The organism is Saprospiraceae bacterium (assembly GCA_016715965.1).
Classification (GTDB): domain Bacteria; phylum Bacteroidota; class Bacteroidia; order Chitinophagales; family Saprospiraceae; genus Vicinibacter.
This window is the reverse complement of sequence record JADJXG010000001.1, coordinates 3,334,953-3,359,722: the sequence shown is the minus strand read 5'-3', so window position 1 is coordinate 3,359,722 and position 24,770 is coordinate 3,334,953. Positions and strand designations below refer to the sequence as shown.

The following is a 24,770-nucleotide window of genomic DNA, read 5'->3' as shown; positions in this document are numbered from 1 at the left end:
CTTAAGGAATATTTGTTTTAACAACTGTTTCTAACTATTATCTTAAAATTTTTTATATGGCTTTAATAGTTCTTGGAGTAATTATTTTCATGGCTCATTTTGTCTTGAACCAAAACAACCAACACCCTAATTTAAGGAAGATTGGTTCTGGCATGAGATTGGTGGGATTGGTTTTAATGGTCATTGGGTTTTTAACTTCATGTATTATTCAAATCAATGCCGGACAGGTGGGCGTAAAAGTACTTTTTGGGAAAGTGCAAAATGATGTATTACATCCGGGGCTCCATGTCATAAACCCCTTGCTTGTAATTCATGAAATGGATGTAAGAACCCAAAATTACACAATGAGTGGTATCAATGATGAAGCTCATTCCACAGGAGATGACGCGATTCGGGCATTGACGAAGGACGGACTTGAAATCGTAATAGACGTGACGGTTCTTTACAAAGTGATTCCTGGATCGGCACCCAAAATTTACAACGAAATCGGAAGTGATTATCGTGATAAAATTATTCGACCATTGGCTCGCTCACGAATAAGAGATTTCTCGGTGGCTTATGAAGCAATTGAATTGTACTCCAGCAAGCGCGAAGAATTTCAATTGCAGATTTTTAAAACGATAGAGACAGATTTTTTAGATCGCGGCCTAATTCTTGAGCAATTGCTCATTCGAAATATCACCTTGCCTGCTAGTGTTAAAACAGCGATTGAAGTAAAAATTCAAGCTGAGCAAGAATCACAAAAAATGCAATTTGTGCTGATGAAAGAAAAACAAGAGGCAGAAAGAAAAAGAGTGGAGGCCCAGGGTATTGCAGATTATCAACGAATCATCAATACCGGTTTGACTGAGAAACAGCTGGAATATGAAATGATTAAAGCGTATAAAGAATTGGCTACATCTTCAAATGCCAAAGTGATCGTACTAAATGGCAAAAACCATCCGTTAATACTTGATGGCAAATAAAATAAGAACTTTATGAGCAACCAGACAGAAGATAAGGTGCTTAAGGGTGGTGAATTTATTATCCTTGAAACAGATTATAAGACCAACTTTATTCCTGAAGACTTGAACGAAGATCAGAGAATGATTCGATCAATGGTCAGACAATTTGTCGAATCTGAAATTCGACACAAAGGGCATAAATTGGAAGAACAAGTGAATTTGTTGAACCAAGCTGCTTCACTTGGATTATTGGGTGCACATATTCCGGAAGAATATGGAGGAATGGCTTTGGATACCCATTCTAATACTTTGATATCAGAGGAGTTGGGACGTGGAGATGCTTCATTTAATACCAGCATCGCAGCACACACAGGAATAGGCATGCTTCCAATATTGTATTTTGGAACCGAAGCACAAAAAAATAAATACTTACCGGGTTTGAGCAATGGCACACTTAAAGCCTGCTATTGTTTGACTGAGCCAGGTTCCGGCAGCGATGCGCTTAGTGCGAAGACAAGGGCTGACCTGGATACCGATGGTGATCATTATTTACTCAATGGTCAGAAAATGTGGATTTCAAATGCAGGGTTTGCTGATATATTTATTGTCTTTGCGCAAATTGGGGGAAACCAGTTTACAGGGTTTATTGTCGAGAAGGGAACTCCTGGACTTTCGTTGGGTGCTGAGGAATACAAACTTGGAATAAAAGGATCTTCAACTAGACAGGTGTTCTTTGAAAACATGAGAGTGCACAAAGATCAAATGCTTGGCCAACCAGGAAAAGGTCATTTAATTGCATTCAATGTTTTGAACATTGGCCGGTACAAACTTGGCATTATGGCGATGGGTGGATGTAAGCGATCCATCGATGAAATGGTGAAATATACCAATACAAGGATTCAATTTGACCATCCCATTTCAAGTTATGGAGCAATTCAATATAAACTGGCGGAATCTATTATCAGAGTATTGGTTCTTGAATCCACAGTTTATCGGGTAAGCGATTTAATGGAAGATAAGAAAACCCAGGAAATCAACTTGGGTTCGGGATACGCCCAAGCGATGCTTAAAGCAGCAGAAGAATACGCAGTTGAGTGTGCGATTATTAAGATAAACGGATCTGAAGTATTGGATTTTGTAGTAGATGAGATGCTGCAATCTTTTGGAGGGTATGGCTATTCTGAAGAGTATATTCCATCCAGGTTATACCGCGATGCCCGTATCAACCGAATTTATGAAGGCACAAATGAGATTAACAGGATGATGAGTATTAACATGATTCTCAAACGTGCTCTAAAAGGTGAATTGGATTTGGTGGGACCTGCATGGGCTGTACAAAAAGAACTCACTGGAATGCCATCTATGGAGATTCCAGAAGGTCCTTATGGGATGGAATTGAGAAGCATCCGAGACTTTAAAAAGAACTTGTTAATGGTGGCTGGTGCTGCAGTCAAGTATCAGATGGATGGAAAACATGATCTCAAAGATCAACAGGAAATTTTAATGAACATTGCTGATATTGCCATTGATGTGTATAATGCAGAATCTATTTATTTGCGTCTGATGAAGTTGAAAGAGAAGGGTGAATCAAAATTGGCACTTTTTGAAGCGGTTATGAGGACTTTTATTTGGGACGCCCAAACCCGAATCATCAAAAATGCCCAAGATGCCTTAGTTTCATTTGCAGAAGGAGATGAACTAAGAATTATGCTGATGGGTGTTAAAAGATTTAGTCGGTACGAAGCACCCAATATTTTGAAATTGAGAAGAATGATCGCTTTAAAAGCGATAGAGGAAAATGGTTTTTGTTTTTAGACATTGTCTCCAATTTTAATAGAGTGTTTCGGAAATTGGATTTAATGATTTTGAGAGGGTTTGTCGGACCCTTTGTAGCTTCTTTTTTTATAGCCTTGTTTGTTTTGGTGATGCAAACGCTTTGGCTCTACATTGATGATATTATTGGCAAGGGTGCTGGCATTCTTGTTATAATGGAGTTCCTATTCTATTTAAGTTTATCACTTGTTCCATTGGCCTTACCCATTGGTGTGTTGCTGTCAGGAGTTTTTCTATTTGGTAACCTTGGGGAGCGATATGAACTTTCCAGTATTAAATCTGCTGGTATTTCTTTATTGAGGATCATGCGGCCAATTGTCTTGCTGTCTATGATGATCGTGATGACATCATGGTTTTTTTCTGACATTATCATTCCTCGTGCCAATTTAAAATTTTTGAGCCGGTTACATGATTTAAAGCGTCAAAAACCAACGCTCAGTCTGGAGGAGGGTATTTTTAATGATGACTTTTATGGTTATGTTATTCGTATTGAAGATAAAGCAAATGATGGGAAAAGCATTCAGAATGTCTTAATTGATGACCACAATAATCTAAATTCTAAATCAACCATTTCTTCAGAAGATGGAAAAATGTACGTGACCCAGGGTGGAAAGTTTCTTGTGATGGAATTGCGTCAAGGTGAATTGTATCAGGTGCCTGACAAGTCATCAGCAAATCAATCCATCTATCCGTTTGTAAGGACTCGATTTAAAAATCTGACAAAGGTATTTGCATTGGATGAGTTTAATCTTGAGAGATCTGATGAAGATCTATTTAAGAACAACCAAAGAATGAAAAATTCCACACAGTTAAGAATAGAGCTAGATTCAATTCAAAAAGAGTTAGACAACAATTTGCCAGAAGCATTGAGCAAATATGTGAGAGATTTTAAATCACAAAAAAATAGCTTGGCCAATTCTAAAATACTGAGTGCAGCCAATTCAGGTTCTGATGCGGAAATCTTAAAAACAGATTGGAAACAAAGAAGTTATTTGGGATTTACAACCAACGATTTTGATCCTGATAGCATTTTGCAGATTTATCATTCTGATGACACCGCAGTAGTTAGAGTAGTTGCAAGAGCAGCCATGCACATTGCTGAAAGAGATTTTGAATCTTATTCCGGATTCCTAGAAAGTGAGAAGAGTCTTAATAAAAAAGCTGCTAAATTTGCCTACGAGCTATACATTAAGTATTCGTATGCTTTGGTGTGTCTGCTATTTGTTTTTATTGGTGCCCCTTTAGGAGCGATTGTAAGAAAGGGTGGATACGGTTACCCACTAATTTTATGCATATTTGTCTTTGTTGTTTATATATTGCTGAATACATTGTTTAAGAGACTTTCAGAAAGTCTAGCGGTTAGTCCGGAAATAGGTGCTTTTCTGCCATGTGCTATTATACTTTTACCAGGTATTTTACTCAGTTGGACCGCGCAACTTGACTTAAATCCAATCTCTTGGATCAAAGTGAATTGGATGAGAAGGAATTAAATTTCAAATAAATCTTGAAATCCCGGATAAGGATTTAGGTTAATGTTTGACAACCCTTGTCATCTCTCTTTTTCCGGGTGGACCGGGTATGGTTTGTACTTCAAAGCCGACTGTTTTTAAGTCTCTTTTGAATTGTCCTTTGGCGCAATAGGTGACAAGTACACCTGAGGATGCAAGCAGAGAATAGCACCTTTCAAGTGATGATAAATTCCACATATTGGGTTGGCATTCTGGTGAAAATGCATCAAAATATATCAGGTCGTATTTTTTTTGAGTTTTAAATTGCAACCAATCGTTCTGCAATTTGGTGAAAAGAAAATACTCAGACATTTTTGTTTCATCATTCACTTCAGATTGATGCAGTTTTGCAAAATCAATTTTTTCACTTTCAGATAAATTAAAATTGAGTCCTTCAATCATAGTTAAGGGTAAGTAATAATTGTCCAGGGAATGATAACAAAGATGCATTTTATTCTCAATTGAGTATCTTAGGCTGAGAATTGCATTTAGCCCTGTTCCAAATCCAATTTCTAAAATGTGGATATTACGCTTCATTTGTGAAACAAAATGAAGCCCATTGTTTATAAAAACATGTTGACTTTCTGTGAAGGCCCCATGTAAGGAATGATAGCTTTGAGCAAGGAGAGGGTGGAAGAGGGTATCGGATCCATCGGCTGTATTTACTATAAATGGATCACCGTGGAGGTCTAGGGCAGAATTAATCAAATAATCAAATCAATATTAAAACAATCCTACCACAAAACTGATGACCATCGCGAATGCATTTTCTATGGCAGATCCAATGCTAAAATCATAGGGACAACCATAGCCACGGTTGCAAGAGCCCAAAGTAATCACAAAGAGCACAGTTAAAACTAACAAGGACGGCAGATTTTTTCTATTTTTCATGATTAGCGGTATAAATGACTAAATTATCATCAAAACGCCTGCAAAGTTATATTATTTTTGGCAATGGACTTATGTTTGAGTTAAATTTTTGATAAGAAATGCCTCATAGAGTTCATTTAATTGCCATTGGCGGGAGCATCATGCATAATTTGGCACTCGACCTTGCCAGCCAGGGCTATATAGTTACAGGATCTGATGACCAGATTTTTGAACCTGCCCGGTCTAACTTATACAGAGCCAATCTTCTGCCTCCTGTGGAGGGATGGTTTGTCGAAAATATTGATAATCAATTGGATATAGTAATTCTAGGGATGCATGCACGAAAGGACAATCCTGAGTTGCTTAGAGCTTTGGAGCTCGGGTTAAAAATCTACTCCTTTCCTGAATTTATTGCCAGTAAATCTCAGTCCAAAAGAAGAATTTCTATTGCAGGAAGTCATGGCAAAACAACCACTTGTTCAATGGCAATGCATACTTTCAAGGGATTGGGATTGGATTTTGATTATCTGGTTGGTGCGCAAATTGAGGGATTCGAAAGGATGGTGCACTTATCTGAGGCAGGACATATAATACTTGAGTCAGATGAGTATTTAAGCTCATGTCTGGATCCAAAACCGAAGTTTTTGCATTATATCCCCGATATAGCGATAATCACCGGGATTGCCTGGGATCATTTTAATGTTTTTCCCACAACAAAGGATTATGAATCAGCCTTTAGCTTGTTTTTGGAAAGTATGAAATCAGGGTCAAATCTAATTTATTATTCGGGGGATAAAGCACTTTGCTCAATCGTTGAAGGGTCAGGTCAACATCTTCATTGCATTCCCTACCATCATGTACCTTATGAAATGAAAGATGGACAATTCTATCTGCGGTATGAAAATGAATGGTTTCTAACGGGTGTATTTGGATCCCACAATTTTCAAAATATGCAAGCAGTTATTGAATTAGGTCTTTTGTTGGGATTTGATAAAAGATCTATCATTGCGGAACTTTCCAAATTCAAAGGATCCGCCAAAAGAATGGAAATTCTTGCCCAAAACAAATCTAAAATAGCATATTTGGATTTTGCCCATTCACCTTCCAAAGTAAAAGCGACCATTCAGGCTTTTGTTGAAAAATATCCTGACCGAAAAATATTGCTAATTATGGAGCTACATACTTATTCGAGTCTGAGTCGGGAATTTATTCCGCAATACAAAGACACAACTCACCTGATTCGTAATGTGATACTTTATTTTGATCCAAAGGCTATGCAATTAAAGAAAATGACAGAATTGACCCAATTTGAAATAAAGGAGGCCTTTAATAGAGAGGATTTGAAAATTTGCACAACCACCGTGGAGTTACATCACGCAATTAATAAAAATGCACCTGATTTTGATGTATTGGTCTTTATGGGATCTGGACAATTTGGAGGTCTTAACATCAAAAAAATATCAGCTGAATGGCTTGAGAAAACTGAGTCAAGTACCATCTAAGGGATGCAATCAATTAGATGTTTGGTGTATTCGTGCTGTGGATCCTTGATAACTTGATAGGAAGGGCCTTGCTCAACAATTTTACCATCCTTAATTACCATGATCCTATCTGATATAAAATGGACAACCGAGAAATCATGTGTGATAAATAAATAACTGAGCCCAAATTCTTCTTTTAAGCTCATCAATAAGTTTAAAGTTTGAGCCTGAACGGATACGTCCAGCGCAGATACAGATTCATCCAGCACCAGAATTTTCGGATTTAATACCAATGCCCTTGCAATACAAACTCTTTGTCTCTGACCTCCCGACAACTGATGTGGAAACCGATTAAGAAACTCTGAACTCAATCCGACCTTTTCCAAAATACCAGTGGCCTTATCAATTCGTTCTTTTCTTTTTTGAAATATATTATGTACCATCATGGGTTCAGTAATGGCTTCGACTACATTTTTACGCGGATTAAGGGAAGAATATGGATCTTGGAAAATAATTTGAAGTTCTTTTCTCAAGCTTTTCCATTCAGGAGCATTGTATTCCGGGAGCAAGCTGTTTTTATAGGTACAATTACCGGATTGGCGCGGAACTAAGCCAAGTATAGCTCTTCCGATGGTAGATTTGCCACTGCCCGATTCTCCTACGATACCTAGAACTTCTCCTGACCTGAGTTCAAAATTTACATTTGCAACTGCGTGTAGATATTGGCTAGTCTTACCGAATATATTTTTTCGAATGGAATATTGAACATTTAGGTTTTGAATTTCCAGTATGGGTTTTTGTAGGGATAAGTTTGCTAGCTTTTGGTCTGACTCTGTTGGATGAATAATTTGGGAATCGTCGTAAAAAGATTCCATCGACTTGCCATTCAAAAAATCTTGAACAGTAGGCAATCGGCGAAGTCTCATCCGAATAGGGGGCTTGCTATTGATAAGCCCCTTGGTATACGCTTGCTCGGAATGGTTGAACAAATATTCTGTTGTAGCAGATTCAACCATTAACCCATCTTTCAACACAATAATTCGATCGCAAATATTTTTAATGACAGAAAGATCGTGTGAAATAAAAATGATACTAATACCAAGTTCTTTCTTCAAGTTTTCAATTAAATCGAGTATTTTCTTTTGAAGGGTAACATCCAATGCAGTTGTTGGCTCGTCAGCAATTACTAATTTGGGCCGGCTGCACAATGCCATGGCTATTATAACTCTTTGGAGTTGTCCTCCAGATAACTGATGGGGGTAGGATTTGTAAATTCGATCGACATCTTTAAGTCCGACTTTTTCAAACCAATCAAGGGTATATTTTTTATATTCTGTAGAAGGAACAATTTGATGAGCCTGGAGTATTTCAGTCAACTGAAAACCACAGGTTAAAACTGGATTCAAAGCTGACATAGGCTCTTGAAAAATCACTGAAATTCTTCTCCCCCTAATCTTTCTTAGGGATTCAGCATTCAGTTTCAACAAATCAACTGCTTGCTCTTGCTCATTTTCTTGCCACATGACTGATCCAGATTTGTATCTGGCTTTTGGGCCCAGCAGTTTCAATATGGACATACATGTGACAGATTTTCCAGAGCCGGATTCGCCGACCATACCTAGAGTTTCACCGGCTTTTAGTGAAAAACACAAAGAATTTACAACATTCTTGCTAATTCCTTCATTTTCAAAGCTGATGGTTAAATTTTGAACTTCAAGTATTTTCACAGCCACAAATTAAACCAATTTCATCCAATTCAAGTTAAAATAGAAGCCCGGAGGTCAATAATGGTTTAACTTATCTGTTCCTTTAGCTTTAACCTTAAACATGAAAAAGTACTTCTTCATATTTTTAAAGATAACAGCAATTTTATCTGTTTTTTTGGTAGCAACTGCATTTCTGATTGCCTTGTTGTATGAGGATGAAATCATCGCATCTGTCAAAGATGGGATGAATAAGGAAATAAAAGGAGAATTGACATTTTCGAAGGCAAAATTAAGCTTGATTCGAAATTTTCCAAGTATTAGTTTGGTCATTGAAAACCCAAAATTAGATTCATACGCTGGATTGGACACCACCGTTTTATTTAAATCCAAGGAGTTTGTTGTGGCGGTTGATTTCTGGAGTATAGTGCGGCAGGAAGACATTTTAAAAATTAATACAATTTCTCTATTAGATCCTGTCATTCATTTGATAATTTTCAAAGACAGCACCTCAAATTTTCTCGTATTTGATTCTCTTGATGAAGATACGATTTCGGCTGCAGATGCTTTTGAATTGAATTTGGAAGAACTGAAAATTATCAATGGACAAATCGCATATTTTGATCATATAGATGGTACCAATGCATTTGCCCTTGGAATCAATCAATCGATCAAAGCTTCTCTCGGGGAATCAATTAATTCAATGATTGGTAAGACCAGTATTGATTCACTTAGTTTGAAAATGAATGGAATCTATTTTTTGACAAATGCCCGGCTAAATTATACCATCGATTTGGATCAGGAAAATGCTACCAACAAATATATAATAAAAAGGGGTGAATTGAGTTTAAACTCTCTTTCTCTCCTTACATCAGGTTTTGTTCAGATGAATCCTGATGAATCCATCGATTTAGATTTATCAATGCAGTCTTCAGAGTCTTCTGTCAAAGATTTTTTCTCTTTGATTCCCAATTCTTTCAAAGGAGATTATAAAGATGTTCAATCAGAGGGTACATTTTCCTTGATTGCAAGCACGAAAGGCAAATATCAAGGGGTTGAGAATATTTATCCATCTTTTGACATTGACCTATTGTTGTTGGATGGGAAGGTAAAGTATCCAGGAATGCCATTCTCCATGGAAGACATCAACTTCCGCATGTCGGCGAGCGACAAAGGGGCTAAATTGGAAAATACCAATATTCAAATTCCAGAATTGGGGTTTGTTTTAAATGGAAGAAATTTCAATGCAAATTGTAGTATTAAGGAATTGCAACAGCAAGCCCAATGTGAAGGTGAAATCAAAGGCAGTATTTCATTGTCTGATTATCAATCGTTCCTGCCAATGGATCAGAATACCAGTATGAGCGGTGATGTCATAGCGGATGTTGTATTTGGATTCAACAAGCAAATGGTGGAATCTGAAGATTATGAGAAAATTAAATTAAGTGGAATTCTGGATCTTTTAAATGTTAAGTACAAAACCAGTGGTATTCCTGGTGTTTATATTGAAAGTATGAAATGGATATTCGATTTTAAATCCTGTAAATTGCAAAACTCAAATATGCAGTTAGGTAAATCTGATATGCAAGTAACAGGCGAAGCCATTAATCCTCTGGCCATTGTAACCGGTAAAGGAAAATGTAAAGCCGATTTCAATGTTAAGGGTAAATTATTGAATGCGGATGAGTGGCTGGCTCCGGAAGATTCAGTGTTAACTCAACCAACTGCTTCTTCTGAGAGTGAAACTGGATTTGAAAAACTGATTGAATTAAATGTCTTGGCTTCCTACGGTCAAATTGTATATGAAGATTATATAATTGAAGATGCCAAATCTAAGTTAAAATTTAACGATGACATACTGGAAATTGAGTTATTTGATGCCACAATTAATAATAATCGTATACAATTAAGCGGTCACCTGGAACCAATAATGGCTTTTGCTTCTGATCGTTCACGATTAAAGGGAGCGTTGAACATTCAGGGTGGAAAAATAGATGTGATCCAATTTATGGGTGAAGATCAAAACGCATCGACCACTGATAGGTCAGAAACGGCATTTGAGGCTCCAACCAATATGGATATTGAAGTGAATTTTAAGTTTGATGAGCTAAAATATGATCAATGGATTTTTTCAAATCCAAAAGGTATGCTAGCAACAGATGATCACGAACTTCAACTTAGAAATTTTTCATCGGGCTCATTGGGAGGTGATATTAGTATGCAAGGAGTTTATAATTCTACTGACTTAAAAAATCCTTCCTTTGACTTCAAATATGACATGAAAAAAATTAAATTTGGAAAGGCTTTTGAATCAGTAAAAACCATCTCAGTCTTGGCTCCGATTTTTAAGTACATTGAAGGGACATTTAATACATCCATTGTTTGTTCTGGTAGTTTAAATTCTGATATGTCACCAGTTTATACATCTCTAAATTTAAATGGTTTGATTGAAACTTTAGATGGTTTTATCAAATCTTATCCACCGCTTGAAAAAGTAGCCAATAAACTCGGCGTTGATGAGTTAAAATCAATTTCATTGCAAAATACTAAAAATTGGGTTAAAATTGAAAGTGGATCCATGCATTTAACTCCGGGAGAAAAAGTATTTAAGGAGATTAAAATGCAGTATGAAGGGAGTCATAAAATTCAGGGGGATATGAATTATAAATTTGTCTTTAATATTCCCAAATCAAAGCTAAGAAATTCTGCGGTAGGAAATGTGATGGAATCAGGAATGAATTATATTCAAGGATTGGCTTCAAAGGCAAACCTGGAGTTAAAGTCAAGTACACATATTAATCTATTAGTAGGATTGAGCGGAAAACTATTGGATCCAAAAATAGACATCAAATTGTTGAGTAGCTCTGGACAGAGTTTAGAAGAAAATGCCAGCAATATGATTAAAGATGTTGCTTCTGATTTGACCGACTCATTGAGAAAAAGAGCAGAACAGGAATCCGAAAATTTAAAGAAAAAAGCTTTGGAGGAGGCAAAGAAAGCTGAGGACAGTATTCGCGCTATTGCAAACAGAAAGATAGAAGAAGAAAAGAAAAAGTTGATCGATAAGGCTTCCAATGAGCTACGGTCTCATGTTGATTCAACATTACTGAAGAAAGGCAAAGATAGTTTAGACAAAGAACTAAAGAAATTATTGCAGGAAGGAGGAGGAAATGAAGTTGATGATATTAAGAACAAAGTAAAGGATTGGAACCCCTTTAAGAAGAAAAAGAATTAATGTAGATTAGATTTGTAGAAGATGAAGTTAGAGTACATAATTCGGTTTGGATTGAAAGCTGGCTTATTGGCGGGCTTGATTTTTTATAAAAGCGGAGATTGGCTGGCTTACCAACCGGATAGCAGTTTTGCCAGATCAAGTGTTGTAATTTCTGCGGTTAATTTTGCAATTTTTTGGCTGACCGCCAATATTTTTATCAGACTCAATCAGTTCATTTACAGAAAAAGAAAAAAGCTTGGAGATAAGTATTCTGACAATGTCATTGTAGGCTTGCAGAACATTTACTTTTTATTGACCGGTATAGGTATTATGGTGATGCTATTGGGAATGTTTGGAATTGAATTTTCTAAACTGCTCACTGCTTTATCAATTGTTGCGGCGGCATTGGCGATTATTTCCAAAGAAATTGTAAGTGATATTATTACCGGCTTTATTATATCCTTTTCAAAAGACATAGCCTTGGGAGACTATGTGCGAATTGCGAATATTGAAGGAAAAGTATTAGATATTAATATCTATAAAATTGTATTATTGACTGAAAAAGGAGAGCTTGTTTATGTGCCGAATTCGAAGGCCTATTTTTCAGAAATTATAAATTTTTCTAAAATTCGCAATTATCAGGTGGAGTTGGAATTTGCACTCAATGTTTCGATGTTTAAACCGGCGTCTGATTTGGAGCAAATTATATTGTCCAAAATTAAAAGTGAGAATTTGGAAATTCAATTCGAGAATTTACATGTTTGGCTTTCTGGTATTTCCGGAGATGATGTGAAGTATACCTTGGTCTATCAATTGCCAAATATTGAATTGAAATCAGAACAAAAGGTGAATGATTTGATTTACACTGTTATTGCGAATATTGTGGCAGTTAAACAATAGGAAGCTCATTTTTTTAATTTCATCCATTCTGAATAATTTACCAAGAAGACTCCGCCAAGCACCAATGCGCTTCCGATGAGCAATACTCCATTAATTTGTTCATTTAAAATTAGAAATCCCAATATAAGTGCGATGATTGGGCTGATATAGCTTTGAATTCCTGTTATGATCGCAGGCAAGTGATTTAATGCGTATATAAAAGCACTGTATGCAAGTATTGACCCAAATATGATAACATATACCATTGACCAAATGGCTGTTGCATTAAAATTATTCAATGTAGGATTTTTAGTAAAGCCAATCAATAAATACATAGGGATACTTCCAAAAAGCATTTGGAATCCTGAAGACATCAATGTGGAATGCGCGAATGATTTGGTTTTACTAAGTACAGAGCCTGCTCCCCAGGCAATGACTGATACAAGTGTTAAACCAATACCAATCCCGGCTTCAGTATCTGCAAATGAATCAAGATTTATTTTATCTGAACAAATTAGCACCAATCCTATAAACCCAATAAGGATTCCAAGCCAACCTAATAGATTTAATTTGTTGGCAGGAAAGTAAAATTGGTTGAGGATTGCAATAATTATTGGCGAAGTTGCTGCCAGAATGGCAGCAAGGCCACTATCAATATAACTTAAGCCAACGATCCCGATACCATTGCCTATGCCAATTAATACAATACCTAGAATAAGTTGAAATAATAAATATTTTCGATCCGGAAAAGAGAATTTTTTAAAGCTGAAGCAAAACCATAAAAGAATAGATCCTGCGATGGATTGTCTGATTGCGCTAAACAGAATTGGAGAAACTTGAGATACTCCAATTTTATTCACAAGATAAGTAGTACCCCAAATTATACAGGTGATTCCAAGCGCAATATATGCCTTTCTTTGAGTCAATAAGCTCATTAAACAATGGGAGCTAACATCACTTTCAATGTATGAACCTCCGGATAAAGTTTTATTTGACAGGCCAATCTGCTATTTGATTTTATTCCTGGTAGCTGGTCCAACATTAATTCTTCATCATAAGAGGGTGGGGGTAGTTCAAAATCAGATAAAACAAAAACATGACATGAACCACACAATGCCAATCCTCCACAGGTGCCTTCCACAGGAAGCTGATCTGCTTTGCACAATTCCATTAAATTAAGGCCCGTATCAGATGGTATAATATATTGGTGTTCTTTCTCAGTTCTGTCAATAACTGTTATTGAGATTTCATTTTCCATGGTTTGCATCTTTGATGGGTTGAATTCCGGTAACAGTAGTGTATTTAAAACTCGGTTTCTTGCCTTTGTTGATAATTTTATAAGCAGATTGTACCATTAATGTCGCTTCGTGAAATCCACATAAAATTAGTTTTAATTTGCCTGGATAATTGTTAATGTCTCCGATCGCAAAGATTCCATCGACATTTGTTTGATAATCCAATGTATTTACTTCTATCGCATTTTTATCCAGATTAAGTCCCCAATCTGCAATAGGCCCTAGTTTTGGCGTCAGGCCGAAGAGTGGAATGAAATAGTCAAGCTCAATGGTTTTTTGATTATTGTTCGTATCAATTATAAGCTTTTCCAAATCAGGATTTCCTTCCAAGGATTTCACTTCTGCTTCTAAATATAGTTTTAGTTTTCCAAGTTCGTTAAGGCGGATAACTTTCTGAACCGATTCAGGCGCTCCCCTAAACTCCATTCTGCGATGGACAAGACTTATTTCAGAAGCGATGTCACTTAAGAAAATGGCCCAATCCAAAGCAGAATCTCCTCCACCAGAAATTACGATTCTCTTGTTTCTATATTTCTCTGGGTCCTTAATGATATAATCGACCCCATGGTTTTCGTATGATTCCAGTCGATGGATATCTGGTTTTCGGGGCTCAAAACATCCCAATCCTCCTGCAATGGCAATGGTGTGAGCCGTGATTTTTGTATTGAAATTGGTAGTGACCAGAAACCGACCATCTTCCAGTTTTTCCAAGCTTTGGGCGGTTTCACCCAAGGTAAATTCTGGCTTGAATGGTTCAATTTGTTTAAGCAAGTTATCTACCAATTCACTGGCGAGGATTGAAGGAAATCCAGGAATATCATAAATCGGTTTCTTTGGGTAAATTTCTGACAATTGACCACCAGCCATTGGCAAGGCATCAATTAAATGACATCGGAGATTAAGTAATCCTGCTTCAAACACCGCAAACAAGCCACATGGCCCAGCACCAACTATGCATATATCAGTTTCAAAGGAAGCGGCCATATTATTCTATTTGATTAACTATGATCGGATTCAAATACAATTAGAAAGCCAGTTGGTTGTAATCGAAACAAATCTAACAAACCAGAGATAAATCCGTTCTTGTATTTTAAATAATAGCCCAATCCTGATTCTGTTCTTTCTTGAAGTTGGTTGTTTGGAAATAATTGATTCTTTATTTTGCGAATGCTTTGGATTTCAACCTCATGAGAATTCTTGTAGTCTTTTAGCATTTTCGAAGCAATTTTATCCATGGCAACATTTAGTTTGTTGATTTCATTCATTGTTCCTGCCAACTCTGACTTTGATATTTTGGCAGCCAAGACTTCTAAATTTCTTATATATTCTTTAAATTGACTTTGTGCTTGGTTAATTTCAGCCTGGACATGATCTTTACTAAAAATGAACTTATTTATTATGACTTCTACTTCTTTTAAAAAATCCTCACCGGATAAGCCTAATTTATGAATCTTACCCGCCAAAGATTTCGCAACAATTATATTTGAATATCGTCGTACCAAAATGGGGAATGTGATTTTGTGGTAATTGAATAGATCCCTCAATTGAAGCCAATAATTTATCTCAGCTCCACCTCCAATAAATGCAATGCTTGGAATTAAATATTCCTGATAAAGTGGTCTGAGTATTACATTCGGACTAAAATTTTCTGGCTGGTCGTCTATTTCCTGAAGAATTTCATCCAATGTCCAAACTGTCGTTTCATCGTGAAGGCCAAAGCCATTTGTGTGATGAACAATTCTCTTTCGACCCGCAGGGTGGTGATAAAACAGATTAATTTCTCTCGAATAAGCTTGTGGTTTTAATGATATATTTTTTAATTTTTCATTTGTATCGCTAACAATGCGATGACTGCTTGAATGGATTATCTCATCTTTTATAATATTTTTAATTTGAGATTTGGCAGATGCATCGTCTGGGTTAAAACACAGTAAACCAAATGATTTAAAAATTTCATGTACTAGCTTAAAATAGAAATCTCCGTAATTTTTTGTACTGAGTAGTATGTTCTTCCAATGGAGCAAAATTTCCTGAACGTCAAGTTGTCGGGTGTACAGGGAAGAAATTTCTTCTAAAACGACTTCTAATCCTGATGTAGATTTTTTTCCCATGGAAATATCACTTTTGCCATTCCAATGTATAAGGTGCTGAAACAATTCCAAGTGATTTAATTCTTCAAAGTCATGATCTTCTGATCCAATATAATAAATAGGTATAAAATGAAATTCCGGATAGAGCGAATTCAGTTTATTTGCCATGGAAATGGTATGTATGATTTTATACCACCAATACAAAGGTCCCCCAAAAAGAATGGGTTGGTGGGCACAAACAATTGCAAAGGTTTTATCTGAATTTAATCTTTCTATGGTGTGCTTCAAATCATCAAACAGGCCCAGCGAATGATATTGTTTTTTTACAATGGATAGAAATTCACTTCTGGCAGTATAGCTTTCTTCTTTTAGTTTTATTTGATTCGGAATAGACTCCAGATCTGGTGGGTTACCGATAAATTCTTTGAAGAACTCTGGATGTCTCCAGTATTTAAGATCTCCAACTTTGAAGGCAGTGCATTCGGATGGATCAACCATCAAAAAATGATTAAATGGTAAATTCATCCTTGATCCTTCAAATTAAAGCGCAAATATAAGAAATTTTATTGCGATCATTGCAGAGCTTTTATGTTGCACTATTTTGTTAAACGATTGGGCTTAGGAATACTGACAATTTTTGTCGTCGTTGCTTGTATTTCGTTTATTATTTATTGGGCTCCCGTAGATCCAACACGGATTAGTTTTGGTCAAAGGACTGATGAGAATACGGTACAATTACTCAAAAAGAAGTATTTTCTGGATAAGCCTCCTTTGATCCAAATTTTAAGGTATTTTGAGGATTTGTTTCCTTTACAGTTCATCTCAAGAATGGATGAGCGAATGAAAGATTATAAATTTTTACCCTTATGGGAATCCAATAAAAATGTAGTTATAGTTAAGTTGCCTTTTTTAAGACGATCATATCACTCAGGGGTCTTGGTTTCAGCCATGTTGATCGAAGCAATTTGGCCTACTTTACTTTTGGCGACAGCTGCTACCTTTTTATCATTTATTTTGGGGTGTTTTCTCGGTTGGTTGGCTTCCATACATGCTGGCAATTTGTTGGACAGGTTAATTGTCAGTACCACCAGTCTATTGTATGCTTTGCCAAGCTATGTAACGGCCATCATTCTTTCCATAGGGCTTGCGTTTTATTTAAATTGGTTTCCAATACAGGGTAGTCTTTGGGATTTAAACGATAACGGAGAGCTCAGCTTTCACCTCGATCATCTTTGGCTGCCTCTTATTGCACTTGCCATTCGACCCATTGGTCAAATTTGCCAAATGGTCAGAGTTTCTATTTTGGAGGTAAAGAATGCCGATTTCGTTCGCACAGCTTATGCAAAGGGTCTTACCGAAAGACAGGTTTTTTATCAGCATATCCTGAAAAACGCCATTAATCCTGTCATTAGCACGGTGGGTTCATGGTTTGCTTCCCTTTTAACAGGGGCATATTTTGTTGAATTTGTTTTTAACTATAAAGGAATGGGGCTTTTGACGATACAAGCTGTTAATCAATTTGATATACCAGTTGTTTCAGGTTGTTGTGTGGCTGCAGTCATTATTTTTACCAGCGTTGGTTTAATATCTGATTTTTTGTATGCGGTGTTCGACCCAAGGGTCAAATTGGAGAATTAGAACATATATGTGAGCAAAGCCACTATTTTGGTTGGGGCCTTTGAAAAATGGTATTTTTGACCATCAATCTCAATGTGATCTCCGTATTTGGTAAAATTTTGTTCCCATCTCAAATCAAAAGCCAGTTTAGACAAATCAAATCCAATGCCCAATTGATAAGCAAAAGTGGCAGATTTCCACCTTTCCTTTAAACCATCAAGATCTGTCAAATCAGATCTGCTTTGGATAAAAAGGTGAGCAATTGGCCCAGCATTAAATCGAATGATTCCTATTTTGTAACCCAACATTAATCCAAGATCCACGTGCTGGTACCTTTCTTTTTTTATAGAATCAATAATGGATGTGGAGCCAAATCCTTTAATTTTGTAGGTGGTCTTGTTAGAGTTAAAATACACTTCAGGTTGGATTATAAAAGATTTGATTTGGTATCTTAAAAAAGCGCCAAAGTGATAGCCGTAATCAGCATCAAAATAACTAACGAGAACGGAATCATTTTTTTCCTTGTCGTTTACAACAAATGACCTACCGGGAATTCTCAAGGTGGAAATACCCACTCCAGGTCCAAAACTTAATTGCGCATTTGATTGATAACCAATAGTTAATAATAGAATAATGGGGAATAAATGGCGATGCATGAATATTAATTTAAAGCAAATAAAATTATTTATAGGATAAGATGTATATCTTTCGACGATTTTTGTAAATATTAGAGAAAACACTGAAATGTTTGAAGATGTTCAGTTTTTGGGATCATTCCCGACATTTAACAAATTACCTCAGGCAGAAATTCCTGAGATTTGCTTTTGGGGACGTTCCAATGTTGGGAAAAGCACCATGATTAACTACATTTTGAATCGAAAAAATGTTGCAAAAACATCTTCAATGCCCGGTAAAACCATTCATTTTAATTTGTACTTAATCGATCAGAATTTATCCTTTGTGGATTTACCGGGCTATGGATACGCAAGGGCTTCAAAATCTTCCAGGAGTAAATGGGAGCTTGAAATTCACAAATATCTCAAGGGCAGAAAAAATTTGGAGTGCTTATTTTTATTAATCGATTTAAGCATACCTCCCCAGAAAATAGACCAGCATACTTTATTAAAAATGGGCGAGTATAAAATTCCCTTCATTGTTTTGTTTACAAAATCTGATAAATTAACCAAAAGAGCAAGTCAGGCACAGTATAAATTGCATACAGAACGGATGTCTGAAGATTGGGATCCAATTCCTGAGTGTATTATAGTAAATACGCGAACAGGCACTGGAAAGGGAGAATTGATTCAGTCCATACAAAGGATTAAACCTGAAAATCAACCGCTATGAAACGATACGTTCAGTTGATTCCAAATTTGACGGATTGGCCTATTTATAAGGTTTTTCAAAAGAGAAAGTCTATCTTACAAGATGTTGAAGCTGATCTTGAGAAGTATTTTAAGAACATTCCAACTGGAGAATTGGATCAGATTTTAGCAAAGACCATTTATTTTGAAAAACAAAGGGTCAAGTCAAATCCATTCAAAGTGGATCCGCCAAACGAAATGCAATATTTGAGAAAATTGCAAAAAGATTACAATGAGTTTCATAATACAGAACACGCAGAAGCTAAAATCAGAGAATCCATTTTTAAACTAATCAGAAGGTATACAGAAGAAATTGCAGGTAATTTTAATATCAATACTTTCTTGTTTGCAAGAAAAATCACAAATCATTTTTTTTATATTTTGTTTTTTAAGTTTGGTTTGAATAGTTTCAGATCATCAGGTTTTAAAGCCAATCGACTCTCTGATCGGATGAAAGTTGTAGGAAATGTTGAAGCTGTTAGATCACTGATGAAAGATCATACCATTATTTTGGTTCCTACCCATTCCAGTAATTTGGATTCAGTTTTGGTAGGATATCTGTTGGATTCTGTATGTGGGTTGCCGGCATTTTCTTATGGTGCTGGACTTAATTTATTTGATAGCGAGTTTTTTGCATTTTTTATGAATCGACTTGGCGCATATAAATTGGATCGCAGAAAAAAAAATCAAATCTATTTACAAACACTAAATTCCTATTCCAAAATTATTGCAAAGAAAGGGGTTCATACCATTTTTTTTCCGGGAGGCACCAGGTCAAGGTCAGGCGAAGTAGAATTGAAACTAAAATTGGGATTATTAAGTTCGATGATTTCAGCGCAAAGAGAGTTAATCATGGAGGCAGATTCCAGAAAAATCATCGTGGTCCCGGCTGTATTAAGCTATGAAAGTGTCCTGGAAGCTAGATCATTGATTACCCAACATTTAAAGACAACTGGACAGGAGAAATACACAGCTAGAACCGTGCAATCTCCCATTGGGCAATACATTAGTTTGATCTGGAGAATACTTACCAAAGAATCCAAAATGTGTCTTTCAATCGCCAAGCCAATGGATGTTTTTGGGAATATTGTGGACAATAACGGCAATAGTTTGGATGCACATGGCCATAAAATGGACATTGGATTGTATTACAAGAGGGAAGGGGAGTACTTCCTGGATTTGCAACGAGAAAGTATCTATACAAAGGAACTTTCAGAAAAAATTGCAAACCAATATATTAAATACAATTATGTCTTTCCTGCTCATCTGGTTGCATTTTGCACTTTTAAGTTATATGGAAAGTTATACACCGGTCAAGATATTTTTAGCATGGTTCAAATGCCAGAAGAGGAAATTATTTTACCCGGTCAGGTTCTTGAAAACTTAATCGCAGAGGTGCTTAGATTGTTGAAACACAAGATAAATGCAGGCCAGTTGATAGCAATGGAATGTGTGGATATGCAGGCAAAAGAAATCCTTTTAGAAGGAAGCGAGAGTTTGGGTATTTTTCACAAAAACAAAGTCGTTAAAATATTGCCGGGAGGAGATGTCATGAGTGAAGACTTTATAACACTTTTGTATTATGCAAATAAAATGAGCATTTTTGAGTTGGATGAAGAGATTCAATGGGAGAATTTGAATCTTAGGAAAAATTGACATGAGACATCTGGTTTTTGATTTGGAAGCTACTTGCTGGAATTCCGGTAACAATCATTTTAGACAGCAAGAGATCATAGAAATAGGAGCTTGTATCCTGGATGAATATGGAAGGGTAGAGTCCACCTTTCAGAGTTTTGTAAAACCATTGAATCATCCATTGTTATCCACCTATTGTACACAACTTACCACCATCCAACAAGAGGACATTAATAAAGCCAACTCCTTTCCCAAAGTGATGGAAAAATTTTTGGAATGGGGAAATTTGGAAGAGGATGAATTTCTTTATTGTGCATGGGGCAACTCGGATCAGGTTCTTCTCAAATCAGACGCAGAAAATTTCAACATCGACGTTTCCTGGTTTGATCCATACATTGATATCAAAGCCCGCTACCACCGCAATCGTCAACTAAGTAAATTGCAGGGCTTGGATCGGGTGATGCATCAAAATGGATTTCATTTTGAGGGAAAAAGACACAGGGCATTGTACGATGCTTTGAATCTTGCAAAGATTGTTTCCAAATACAAGGAGGAATGGATTTAAGAATAAAATCAATTAAGTTAACATAATATAAATTATGGGACAAATCCAAAGCTTGATTTTTAATAAAAAGCCCCATATATCAACAATACACAGGGCCTATTCTGATTAAGCTAAATTACATTAACGATTTGAATCTCAAATTGTAGATACCGCCGTTGCGGTGCTTGGATAAATGATTTTATTTCAGCGGTTAATGTGCTTGGATTCAGTTATATTTGCTTCAAATTAAATCAAATGGGAGTTTTAAGTTGGCTGAAATCAAAACTGATAAAAAAGGAAGATCCCTATCTGGACCCTGATCCAATGTCCGAAGATGACAGAACGCCGAGAAAGGTTCCGGTTGTTGTCAATCATGAAGAACAAAAGACTCAGCTTCAGGAAGATAGCATGGTGGAGAAAGCCAGGGAATTTTTAGAAGAAACTGGCAAAGAAGTTGTCGCTCAAGGCAAAGAGGTCATGGAAGATCTGAAAGAGCGATGGCAAAATTTGGACGAAGACACCAAGGAAGTCAGAGAAAACATTAAGAAAAAGGCCACCGAAGCGGTTCAAAAGCTCAATGAATTTGTAGATCATACCATTGAAAAAGCAAAGGAAGAAGACATCAAAGACCAGGAAAAGGATCAAGACAAAGACGGATTTGCAGACAATCCCATCAATTTTGGCAGCCCATTGGCCGGTGACAAAACAAAAGATAGTTTTTTTGAAAAAGCAGAGCAATTTCTAAATAAAGATCAACAAACAGGTGCTGCCTCCCCTACTGCTGATTCGAATGAAACACAACCTGCAAAGCCTACTTTGGAATTGCCAAATGAGGATGAAAAGGTGTAAAGCATTCTTTTTATTGGCCACTTTGACCCTGGCTTTTACCATCCATGCTTGTTTTATAAAGTACAAGCCATACCGCTTTGAAATCAGCGAAAGCACCGTCGAATTGGAGTATGGTCGGGCCATGGACCAAGCTTTGTTAGATTCAATTGTTTTGGTTCTTAAAGCTCAAAATATAGAATTGAAGCACATCGACTTGGTGTTTGACGGTATGGTATTGTCAAAGCTGACTTTTGAAATAAATTATGGAAATCAAAAAGCACAAGCCAGCACCAATTTTGTCAACAAGGGATTTGGGTTTGGCTTTTCGGTAAACAAGGCAAATGGTGCGGTACAGGTGGGCGAAATTTTCAAGTGAGTTGCACCTTCTTTAGTTTTAATTTTAGCGCAATTTGATCCATAAGTTCCATGGCTGCGTCCAGCTGATTTGGAATTTCACCCTCCAGGATGGCTTCTCTAATTGCATTTTTAATTATTCCAACTTCCCTGCAAGGTGGTAAACCATAGATTTCCATAATCTTCTCCCCACTAATTGGTGGTTGCCATGCCCTGATTTTGTCTTTTTCTTCGACTTCTTGCAACTTTTGCCGGACAATGGAATAGTTGTTCAAATATTTTTTAACCTTATCTGAATTTTTGGAAGTAATATCAGCTTCACAAAGCAAGAGCAAATCTTCAAGATCCTCTCCTGCTTCAAACAACAATCTTCTCAAAGCTGAATCAGTGATTTGTTCTTGGGTTAAAGCGATCGGTCTAAGGTGTAAGCGAACCAATTTTTGGACGTATTTCATTTTGTGATCCAAAGGCATGCGGAGGTTTTTAAAAATCCTTGGAACCATTGCTGCACCAAGTACTTCATGACCATGAAAAGTCCAACCTATTTCAGATTCATATCGTTTGGTTTGAGGTTTGGCAATATCGTGTAGGATTGCGGCCCAGCGCAGCCAAAGATGATCAGTTTGTAATGCAAGATTATCCAATACTTGCAATGTGTGATAGAAATTGTCTTTGTGACCTTTGCCATCTAAATATTCTGCACCATGCAGTAAGCACAATTCAGGAAGGAAAATTTTAAGCAATCCTGATTTAAACAATAAATCAAAACCAACCGAGGGCACTGGACTTAGAATAATCTTATCCAATTCTGCACTGATTCTTTCTCTGGAGACAATTTTAAGTCGATCCGCATTTCGCACGATGCCTTCCCATGTTTTTTGTTCAATGCTGAATCCCAATTGGCTAGAAAATCGGATGGCCCTCATCATTCTCAAGGGATCATCTGAAAAGGTTATGTCGGGATCATTAGGAGTCCTAATGATTCTTGATGTCAAATCATCCAATCCGTTAAAAGGGTCGATGATTTCTCCCAAATCTTGAGAATTTAAACTGATGGAAAGGGTATTGATGGTAAAATCCCTTCTCAACTGATCGTCTTCGATGGTTCCCGGGGTGATGAGTGGTTTTCGAGAATCATGTTTGTATGATTCTTTTCTGGCTCCAACAAACTCAATTTCCAAATCCCCATGCTTTATCATCGCAGTACCAAAGCGATCAAAATAATTCACCGTTGGAATAGGTCTAAATGCGGAGGCAACTTCCTGTGCCAGCTGAATTCCATCTCCTTCGCAAACGATGTCAATGTCTTTACACGGCCGGCCCAGAATTTTATCTCTCACAAAACCCCCTACTACAAACAATGGAAATTGAAGCTGAATTCCCTTTTCTGAAATGATGCTCAGTATTTTTTTTTCCCGAGGATCAAGTTTGTATAATCCACTGTTAAACATCAGGCTGTTACTTCTTCAGTTTGATGTTGAAAAACAAATTTCATTTCATCGATGATTGCATACAATGTGGTCGGATCTGTTTCTGTGACCAGCTTTGACCTGTATTCTTTGATCCCTGGAAATCCTTTAAAGTAATTGGTGTAATGTCTTCTCATTTCCAGTACACCCAACTTTTCACCTTTCCAGCGTATGGAACTTTCTAAATGTTGCCTCACCGCTTGGATTCTTTCTTCAAAATCTGGTGGATCCATGAGTGTGCCCGTTTTTAGAAAATGTTTTATTTCTCTAAATATCCAGGGATAACCAATGCTAGCCCGGCCAATCATTATACCATCCACTCCATATCTGTTTTTATATTCCAAAGCTTTTTGTGGTGAATCAATATCTCCATTCCCAAAGATAGGAATTTTCATGCGTGGATTTTCTTTGACCTTTGCGATCCAACTCCAGTCAGAATGTCCTTTATACATTTGGCTTCTGGTTCTGGCATGAATGCTGAGTGCCTGTATTCCAATATCCTGTAATCTCTCTGCCACTTCTACAATTCTGATGGTATTTTCATCCCAGCCTAGTCTGGTTTTTACGGTTACAGGAAGTGAAGTAGATTTAACCACTGCTTCAGTCAGTGAAACCATTTTATTGACATCTTTTAATATTCCGGCTCCAGCCAGTTTGCAAACCACCTTTTGTACAGGACAACCGTAGTTGATATCCAATATATCGGGTCTGGCGTCTTCAATGATCTCTGCCGCCTTCATCATCGAATCGTATTCAGCCCCAAATATCTGAATACCGATGGGCCTTTCTTCATTGTTAATATCAAGTTTCTTCACACTTTTATCTGCCTCTCTGACCAATCCTTCTACTGAAATAAATTCTGTGTACATCAGATCACATCCATTTTGTTTGCAAAGCGCCCTAAACGGTGGATCACTTACATCTTCCATAGGTGCCAGGATTAGTGGAAATTCTTTTAAATGGACAGATCCTATGTGAATGTCTTGTTTCATTATGCCTGCAAAATTAAGACTATATTTCAATTATGGCTTTATGCAGCATAATATGCCCTTTTTTCATTCATAAATACATCACAATCAATCTATTAAACTTAATTTAACCATTGACCCCTGCCAGTCCTGCAATTCGACTTATATTCGCTG

22 protein-coding genes are annotated in these 24,770 nt (G+C 36.7%); 12 read left to right on the top strand and 10 right to left on the bottom strand.

What is annotated here, in order from left to right; genetic code table 11:
• The first annotated feature begins 56 nt into the window (after positions 1-56).
• Genes IPM48_12960 through IPM48_12950 form a run of 3 tightly spaced genes read left to right on the top strand, consistent with a single transcriptional unit; the run spans position 57 to position 4,267 of the window.
• The gene (locus IPM48_12960; protein ID MBK9272494.1) at positions 57-965 is read left to right on the top strand and encodes a prohibitin family protein; all 909 of its coding nucleotides are present in this window, start codon (positions 57-59) and stop codon (positions 963-965) included.
• Positions 966-977: 12 nt separating this feature from the next.
• Entirely contained in the window at positions 978-2,759 is a 1,782-nt protein-coding gene (locus IPM48_12955; GenBank protein ID MBK9272493.1) for an acyl-CoA dehydrogenase family protein, read from the top strand.
• Positions 2,760-2,782: 23 nt separating this feature from the next.
• Complete coding sequence (locus tag IPM48_12950) at positions 2,783-4,267, top strand: LptF/LptG family permease (protein ID MBK9272492.1); 1,485 nt, start codon at positions 2,783-2,785, stop codon at positions 4,265-4,267.
• 39 nt (positions 4,268-4,306) lie between these two features.
• On the opposite strand, the gene mnmD is transcribed toward IPM48_12950, so the two are convergent.
• Together mnmD and IPM48_12940 are read right to left on the bottom strand one after the other, a co-directional pair.
• Positions 4,307-4,993 carry a tRNA (5-methylaminomethyl-2-thiouridine)(34)-methyltransferase MnmD gene (mnmD, locus tag IPM48_12945; GenBank protein MBK9272491.1) on the bottom strand — a complete coding sequence of 229 codons (687 nt, stop codon included), beginning with the start codon at positions 4,991-4,993 and terminating at the stop codon, positions 4,307-4,309.
• A 15-nt stretch (positions 4,994-5,008) separates the two neighbouring features.
• Positions 5,009-5,176: a hypothetical protein gene (locus tag IPM48_12940; protein ID MBK9272490.1), complete on the bottom strand. Its 168-nt coding sequence runs from the start codon at positions 5,174-5,176 to the stop codon at positions 5,009-5,011.
• A gap of 98 nt (positions 5,177-5,274) precedes the next feature.
• On the opposite strand from IPM48_12940, the gene IPM48_12935 reads away from it, so the two are divergent.
• Entirely contained in the window at positions 5,275-6,657 is a 1,383-nt protein-coding gene (locus IPM48_12935) for a peptidoglycan synthetase (GenBank protein MBK9272489.1), read from the top strand.
• Here IPM48_12935 and IPM48_12930 read toward each other — a convergent pair.
• Positions 6,654-8,363: an ABC transporter ATP-binding protein gene (locus IPM48_12930; protein MBK9272488.1), complete on the bottom strand. Its 1,710-nt coding sequence runs from the start codon at positions 8,361-8,363 to the stop codon at positions 6,654-6,656. The two genes, IPM48_12935 and IPM48_12930, sit on opposite strands and share 4 nt — an antisense overlap.
• A 100-nt stretch (positions 8,364-8,463) precedes the next feature.
• On the opposite strand from IPM48_12930, the gene IPM48_12925 reads away from it, so the two are divergent.
• Complete coding sequence (locus tag IPM48_12925; GenBank protein ID MBK9272487.1) at positions 8,464-11,574, top strand: hypothetical protein; 3,111 nt, start codon at positions 8,464-8,466, stop codon at positions 11,572-11,574.
• A gap of 21 nt (positions 11,575-11,595) precedes the next feature.
• Positions 11,596-12,453, top strand: coding sequence for a mechanosensitive ion channel (locus IPM48_12920; protein ID MBK9272486.1), 858 nt, complete (start codon positions 11,596-11,598; stop codon positions 12,451-12,453).
• 5 nt (positions 12,454-12,458) lie between these two features.
• Here IPM48_12920 and IPM48_12915 read toward each other — a convergent pair whose 3' ends face one another.
• From IPM48_12915 to bshC, 4 genes are read right to left on the bottom strand one after another with little or no spacing between them, the layout of a single operon-like run.
• The gene (locus IPM48_12915) at positions 12,459-13,367 is read right to left on the bottom strand and encodes an EamA family transporter (GenBank protein ID MBK9272485.1); all 909 of its coding nucleotides are present in this window, start codon (positions 13,365-13,367) and stop codon (positions 12,459-12,461) included.
• Positions 13,367-13,690: a 2Fe-2S iron-sulfur cluster binding domain-containing protein gene (locus IPM48_12910; GenBank protein ID MBK9272484.1), complete on the bottom strand. Its 324-nt coding sequence runs from the start codon at positions 13,688-13,690 to the stop codon at positions 13,367-13,369. The genes IPM48_12915 and IPM48_12910 overlap by 1 nt, the downstream gene beginning before the upstream one ends.
• A complete protein-coding gene (locus IPM48_12905) occupies positions 13,680-14,711 on the bottom strand; it encodes an NAD(P)/FAD-dependent oxidoreductase (protein MBK9272483.1) in 1,032 nt (343 codons plus the stop codon). Before IPM48_12905 ends, IPM48_12910 begins: the two co-directional genes overlap by 11 nt.
• Positions 14,712-14,725: 14 nt before the next feature.
• Positions 14,726-16,342: a bacillithiol biosynthesis cysteine-adding enzyme BshC gene (bshC, locus tag IPM48_12900; GenBank protein ID MBK9272482.1), complete on the bottom strand. Its 1,617-nt coding sequence runs from the start codon at positions 16,340-16,342 to the stop codon at positions 14,726-14,728.
• Positions 16,343-16,405: 63 nt separating this feature from the next.
• On the opposite strand from bshC, the gene IPM48_12895 reads away from it, so the two are divergent.
• Positions 16,406-17,455 carry an ABC transporter permease gene (locus IPM48_12895; GenBank protein ID MBK9272481.1) on the top strand — a complete coding sequence of 350 codons (1,050 nt, stop codon included), beginning with the start codon at positions 16,406-16,408 and terminating at the stop codon, positions 17,453-17,455.
• On the opposite strand, the gene IPM48_12890 is transcribed toward IPM48_12895, so the two are convergent.
• Complete coding sequence (locus tag IPM48_12890) at positions 17,452-18,090, bottom strand: PorT family protein (GenBank protein MBK9272480.1); 639 nt, start codon at positions 18,088-18,090, stop codon at positions 17,452-17,454. The two genes, IPM48_12895 and IPM48_12890, sit on opposite strands and share 4 nt — an antisense overlap.
• Before the next feature lie 88 nt (positions 18,091-18,178).
• Between IPM48_12890 and ysxC the strand changes: the two genes are divergently transcribed.
• From ysxC to IPM48_12865, 5 genes are all read left to right on the top strand, one after another.
• Complete coding sequence (gene ysxC / locus IPM48_12885) at positions 18,179-18,781, top strand: ribosome biogenesis GTP-binding protein YsxC (protein ID MBK9272479.1); 603 nt, start codon at positions 18,179-18,181, stop codon at positions 18,779-18,781.
• Entirely contained in the window at positions 18,778-20,454 is a 1,677-nt protein-coding gene (locus tag IPM48_12880) for a 1-acyl-sn-glycerol-3-phosphate acyltransferase (GenBank protein MBK9272478.1), read from the top strand. The genes ysxC and IPM48_12880 overlap by 4 nt, the downstream gene beginning before the upstream one ends.
• Position 20,455: 1 nt before the next feature.
• The gene (locus tag IPM48_12875) at positions 20,456-20,998 is read left to right on the top strand and encodes an exonuclease domain-containing protein (protein ID MBK9272477.1); all 543 of its coding nucleotides are present in this window, start codon (positions 20,456-20,458) and stop codon (positions 20,996-20,998) included.
• A gap of 234 nt (positions 20,999-21,232) precedes the next feature.
• Positions 21,233-21,826 (top strand): hypothetical protein, encoded by a 594-nt coding sequence (locus tag IPM48_12870; protein ID MBK9272476.1) that lies wholly within the window; start codon positions 21,233-21,235, stop codon positions 21,824-21,826.
• Positions 21,813-22,181, top strand: a complete 369-nt coding sequence (locus tag IPM48_12865) for a hypothetical protein (GenBank protein ID MBK9272475.1) — start codon at positions 21,813-21,815, stop codon at positions 22,179-22,181. The genes IPM48_12870 and IPM48_12865 overlap by 14 nt, the downstream gene beginning before the upstream one ends.
• Here IPM48_12865 and IPM48_12860 read toward each other — a convergent pair.
• Both IPM48_12860 and dusB read right to left on the bottom strand, forming a co-directional pair.
• The gene (locus tag IPM48_12860) at positions 22,174-23,610 is read right to left on the bottom strand and encodes an HD domain-containing protein (GenBank protein ID MBK9272474.1); all 1,437 of its coding nucleotides are present in this window, start codon (positions 23,608-23,610) and stop codon (positions 22,174-22,176) included. The two genes, IPM48_12865 and IPM48_12860, sit on opposite strands and share 8 nt — an antisense overlap.
• Positions 23,610-24,620: a tRNA dihydrouridine synthase DusB gene (dusB, locus tag IPM48_12855; GenBank protein ID MBK9272473.1), complete on the bottom strand. Its 1,011-nt coding sequence runs from the start codon at positions 24,618-24,620 to the stop codon at positions 23,610-23,612. Before dusB ends, IPM48_12860 begins: the two co-directional genes overlap by 1 nt.
• Between the last annotated feature and the right edge of the window lie 150 nt (positions 24,621-24,770).

What these genes read in the sequence shown, in the direction of transcription:
- IPM48_12960 (MBK9272494.1), top strand. Translation starts at nt 57, where the DNA reads ATGGCTTTAATAGTTCTTGGAGTAATTATTTTCATGGCTCATTTTGTC.
- IPM48_12955 (MBK9272493.1), top strand. Translation starts at nt 978, where the DNA reads ATGAGCAACCAGACAGAAGATAAGGTGCTTAAGGGTGGTGAATTTATT.
- IPM48_12940 (MBK9272490.1), bottom strand. Translation starts at nt 5,176, where the DNA reads ATGAAAAATAGAAAAAATCTGCCGTCCTTGTTAGTTTTAACTGTGCTC.
- IPM48_12935 (MBK9272489.1), top strand. Translation starts at nt 5,275, where the DNA reads ATGCCTCATAGAGTTCATTTAATTGCCATTGGCGGGAGCATCATGCAT.
- IPM48_12925 (MBK9272487.1), top strand. Translation starts at nt 8,464, where the DNA reads ATGAAAAAGTACTTCTTCATATTTTTAAAGATAACAGCAATTTTATCT.
- IPM48_12920 (MBK9272486.1), top strand. Translation starts at nt 11,596, where the DNA reads ATGAAGTTAGAGTACATAATTCGGTTTGGATTGAAAGCTGGCTTATTG.
- IPM48_12915 (MBK9272485.1), bottom strand. Translation starts at nt 13,367, where the DNA reads ATGAGCTTATTGACTCAAAGAAAGGCATATATTGCGCTTGGAATCACC.
- IPM48_12910 (MBK9272484.1), bottom strand. Translation starts at nt 13,690, where the DNA reads ATGGAAAATGAAATCTCAATAACAGTTATTGACAGAACTGAGAAAGAA.
- IPM48_12905 (MBK9272483.1), bottom strand. Translation starts at nt 14,711, where the DNA reads ATGGCCGCTTCCTTTGAAACTGATATATGCATAGTTGGTGCTGGGCCA.
- bshC (MBK9272482.1), bottom strand. Translation starts at nt 16,342, where the DNA reads ATGAATTTACCATTTAATCATTTTTTGATGGTTGATCCATCCGAATGC.
- IPM48_12895 (MBK9272481.1), top strand. Translation starts at nt 16,406, where the DNA reads ATGTTGCACTATTTTGTTAAACGATTGGGCTTAGGAATACTGACAATT.
- IPM48_12890 (MBK9272480.1), bottom strand. Translation starts at nt 18,090, where the DNA reads ATGCATCGCCATTTATTCCCCATTATTCTATTATTAACTATTGGTTAT.
- ysxC (MBK9272479.1), top strand. Translation starts at nt 18,179, where the DNA reads ATGTTTGAAGATGTTCAGTTTTTGGGATCATTCCCGACATTTAACAAA.
- IPM48_12880 (MBK9272478.1), top strand. Translation starts at nt 18,778, where the DNA reads ATGAAACGATACGTTCAGTTGATTCCAAATTTGACGGATTGGCCTATT.
- IPM48_12875 (MBK9272477.1), top strand. Translation starts at nt 20,456, where the DNA reads ATGAGACATCTGGTTTTTGATTTGGAAGCTACTTGCTGGAATTCCGGT.
- IPM48_12870 (MBK9272476.1), top strand. Translation starts at nt 21,233, where the DNA reads ATGGGAGTTTTAAGTTGGCTGAAATCAAAACTGATAAAAAAGGAAGAT.
- IPM48_12865 (MBK9272475.1), top strand. Translation starts at nt 21,813, where the DNA reads ATGAAAAGGTGTAAAGCATTCTTTTTATTGGCCACTTTGACCCTGGCT.
- IPM48_12860 (MBK9272474.1), bottom strand. Translation starts at nt 23,610, where the DNA reads ATGTTTAACAGTGGATTATACAAACTTGATCCTCGGGAAAAAAAAATA.
- dusB (MBK9272473.1), bottom strand. Translation starts at nt 24,620, where the DNA reads ATGAAACAAGACATTCACATAGGATCTGTCCATTTAAAAGAATTTCCA.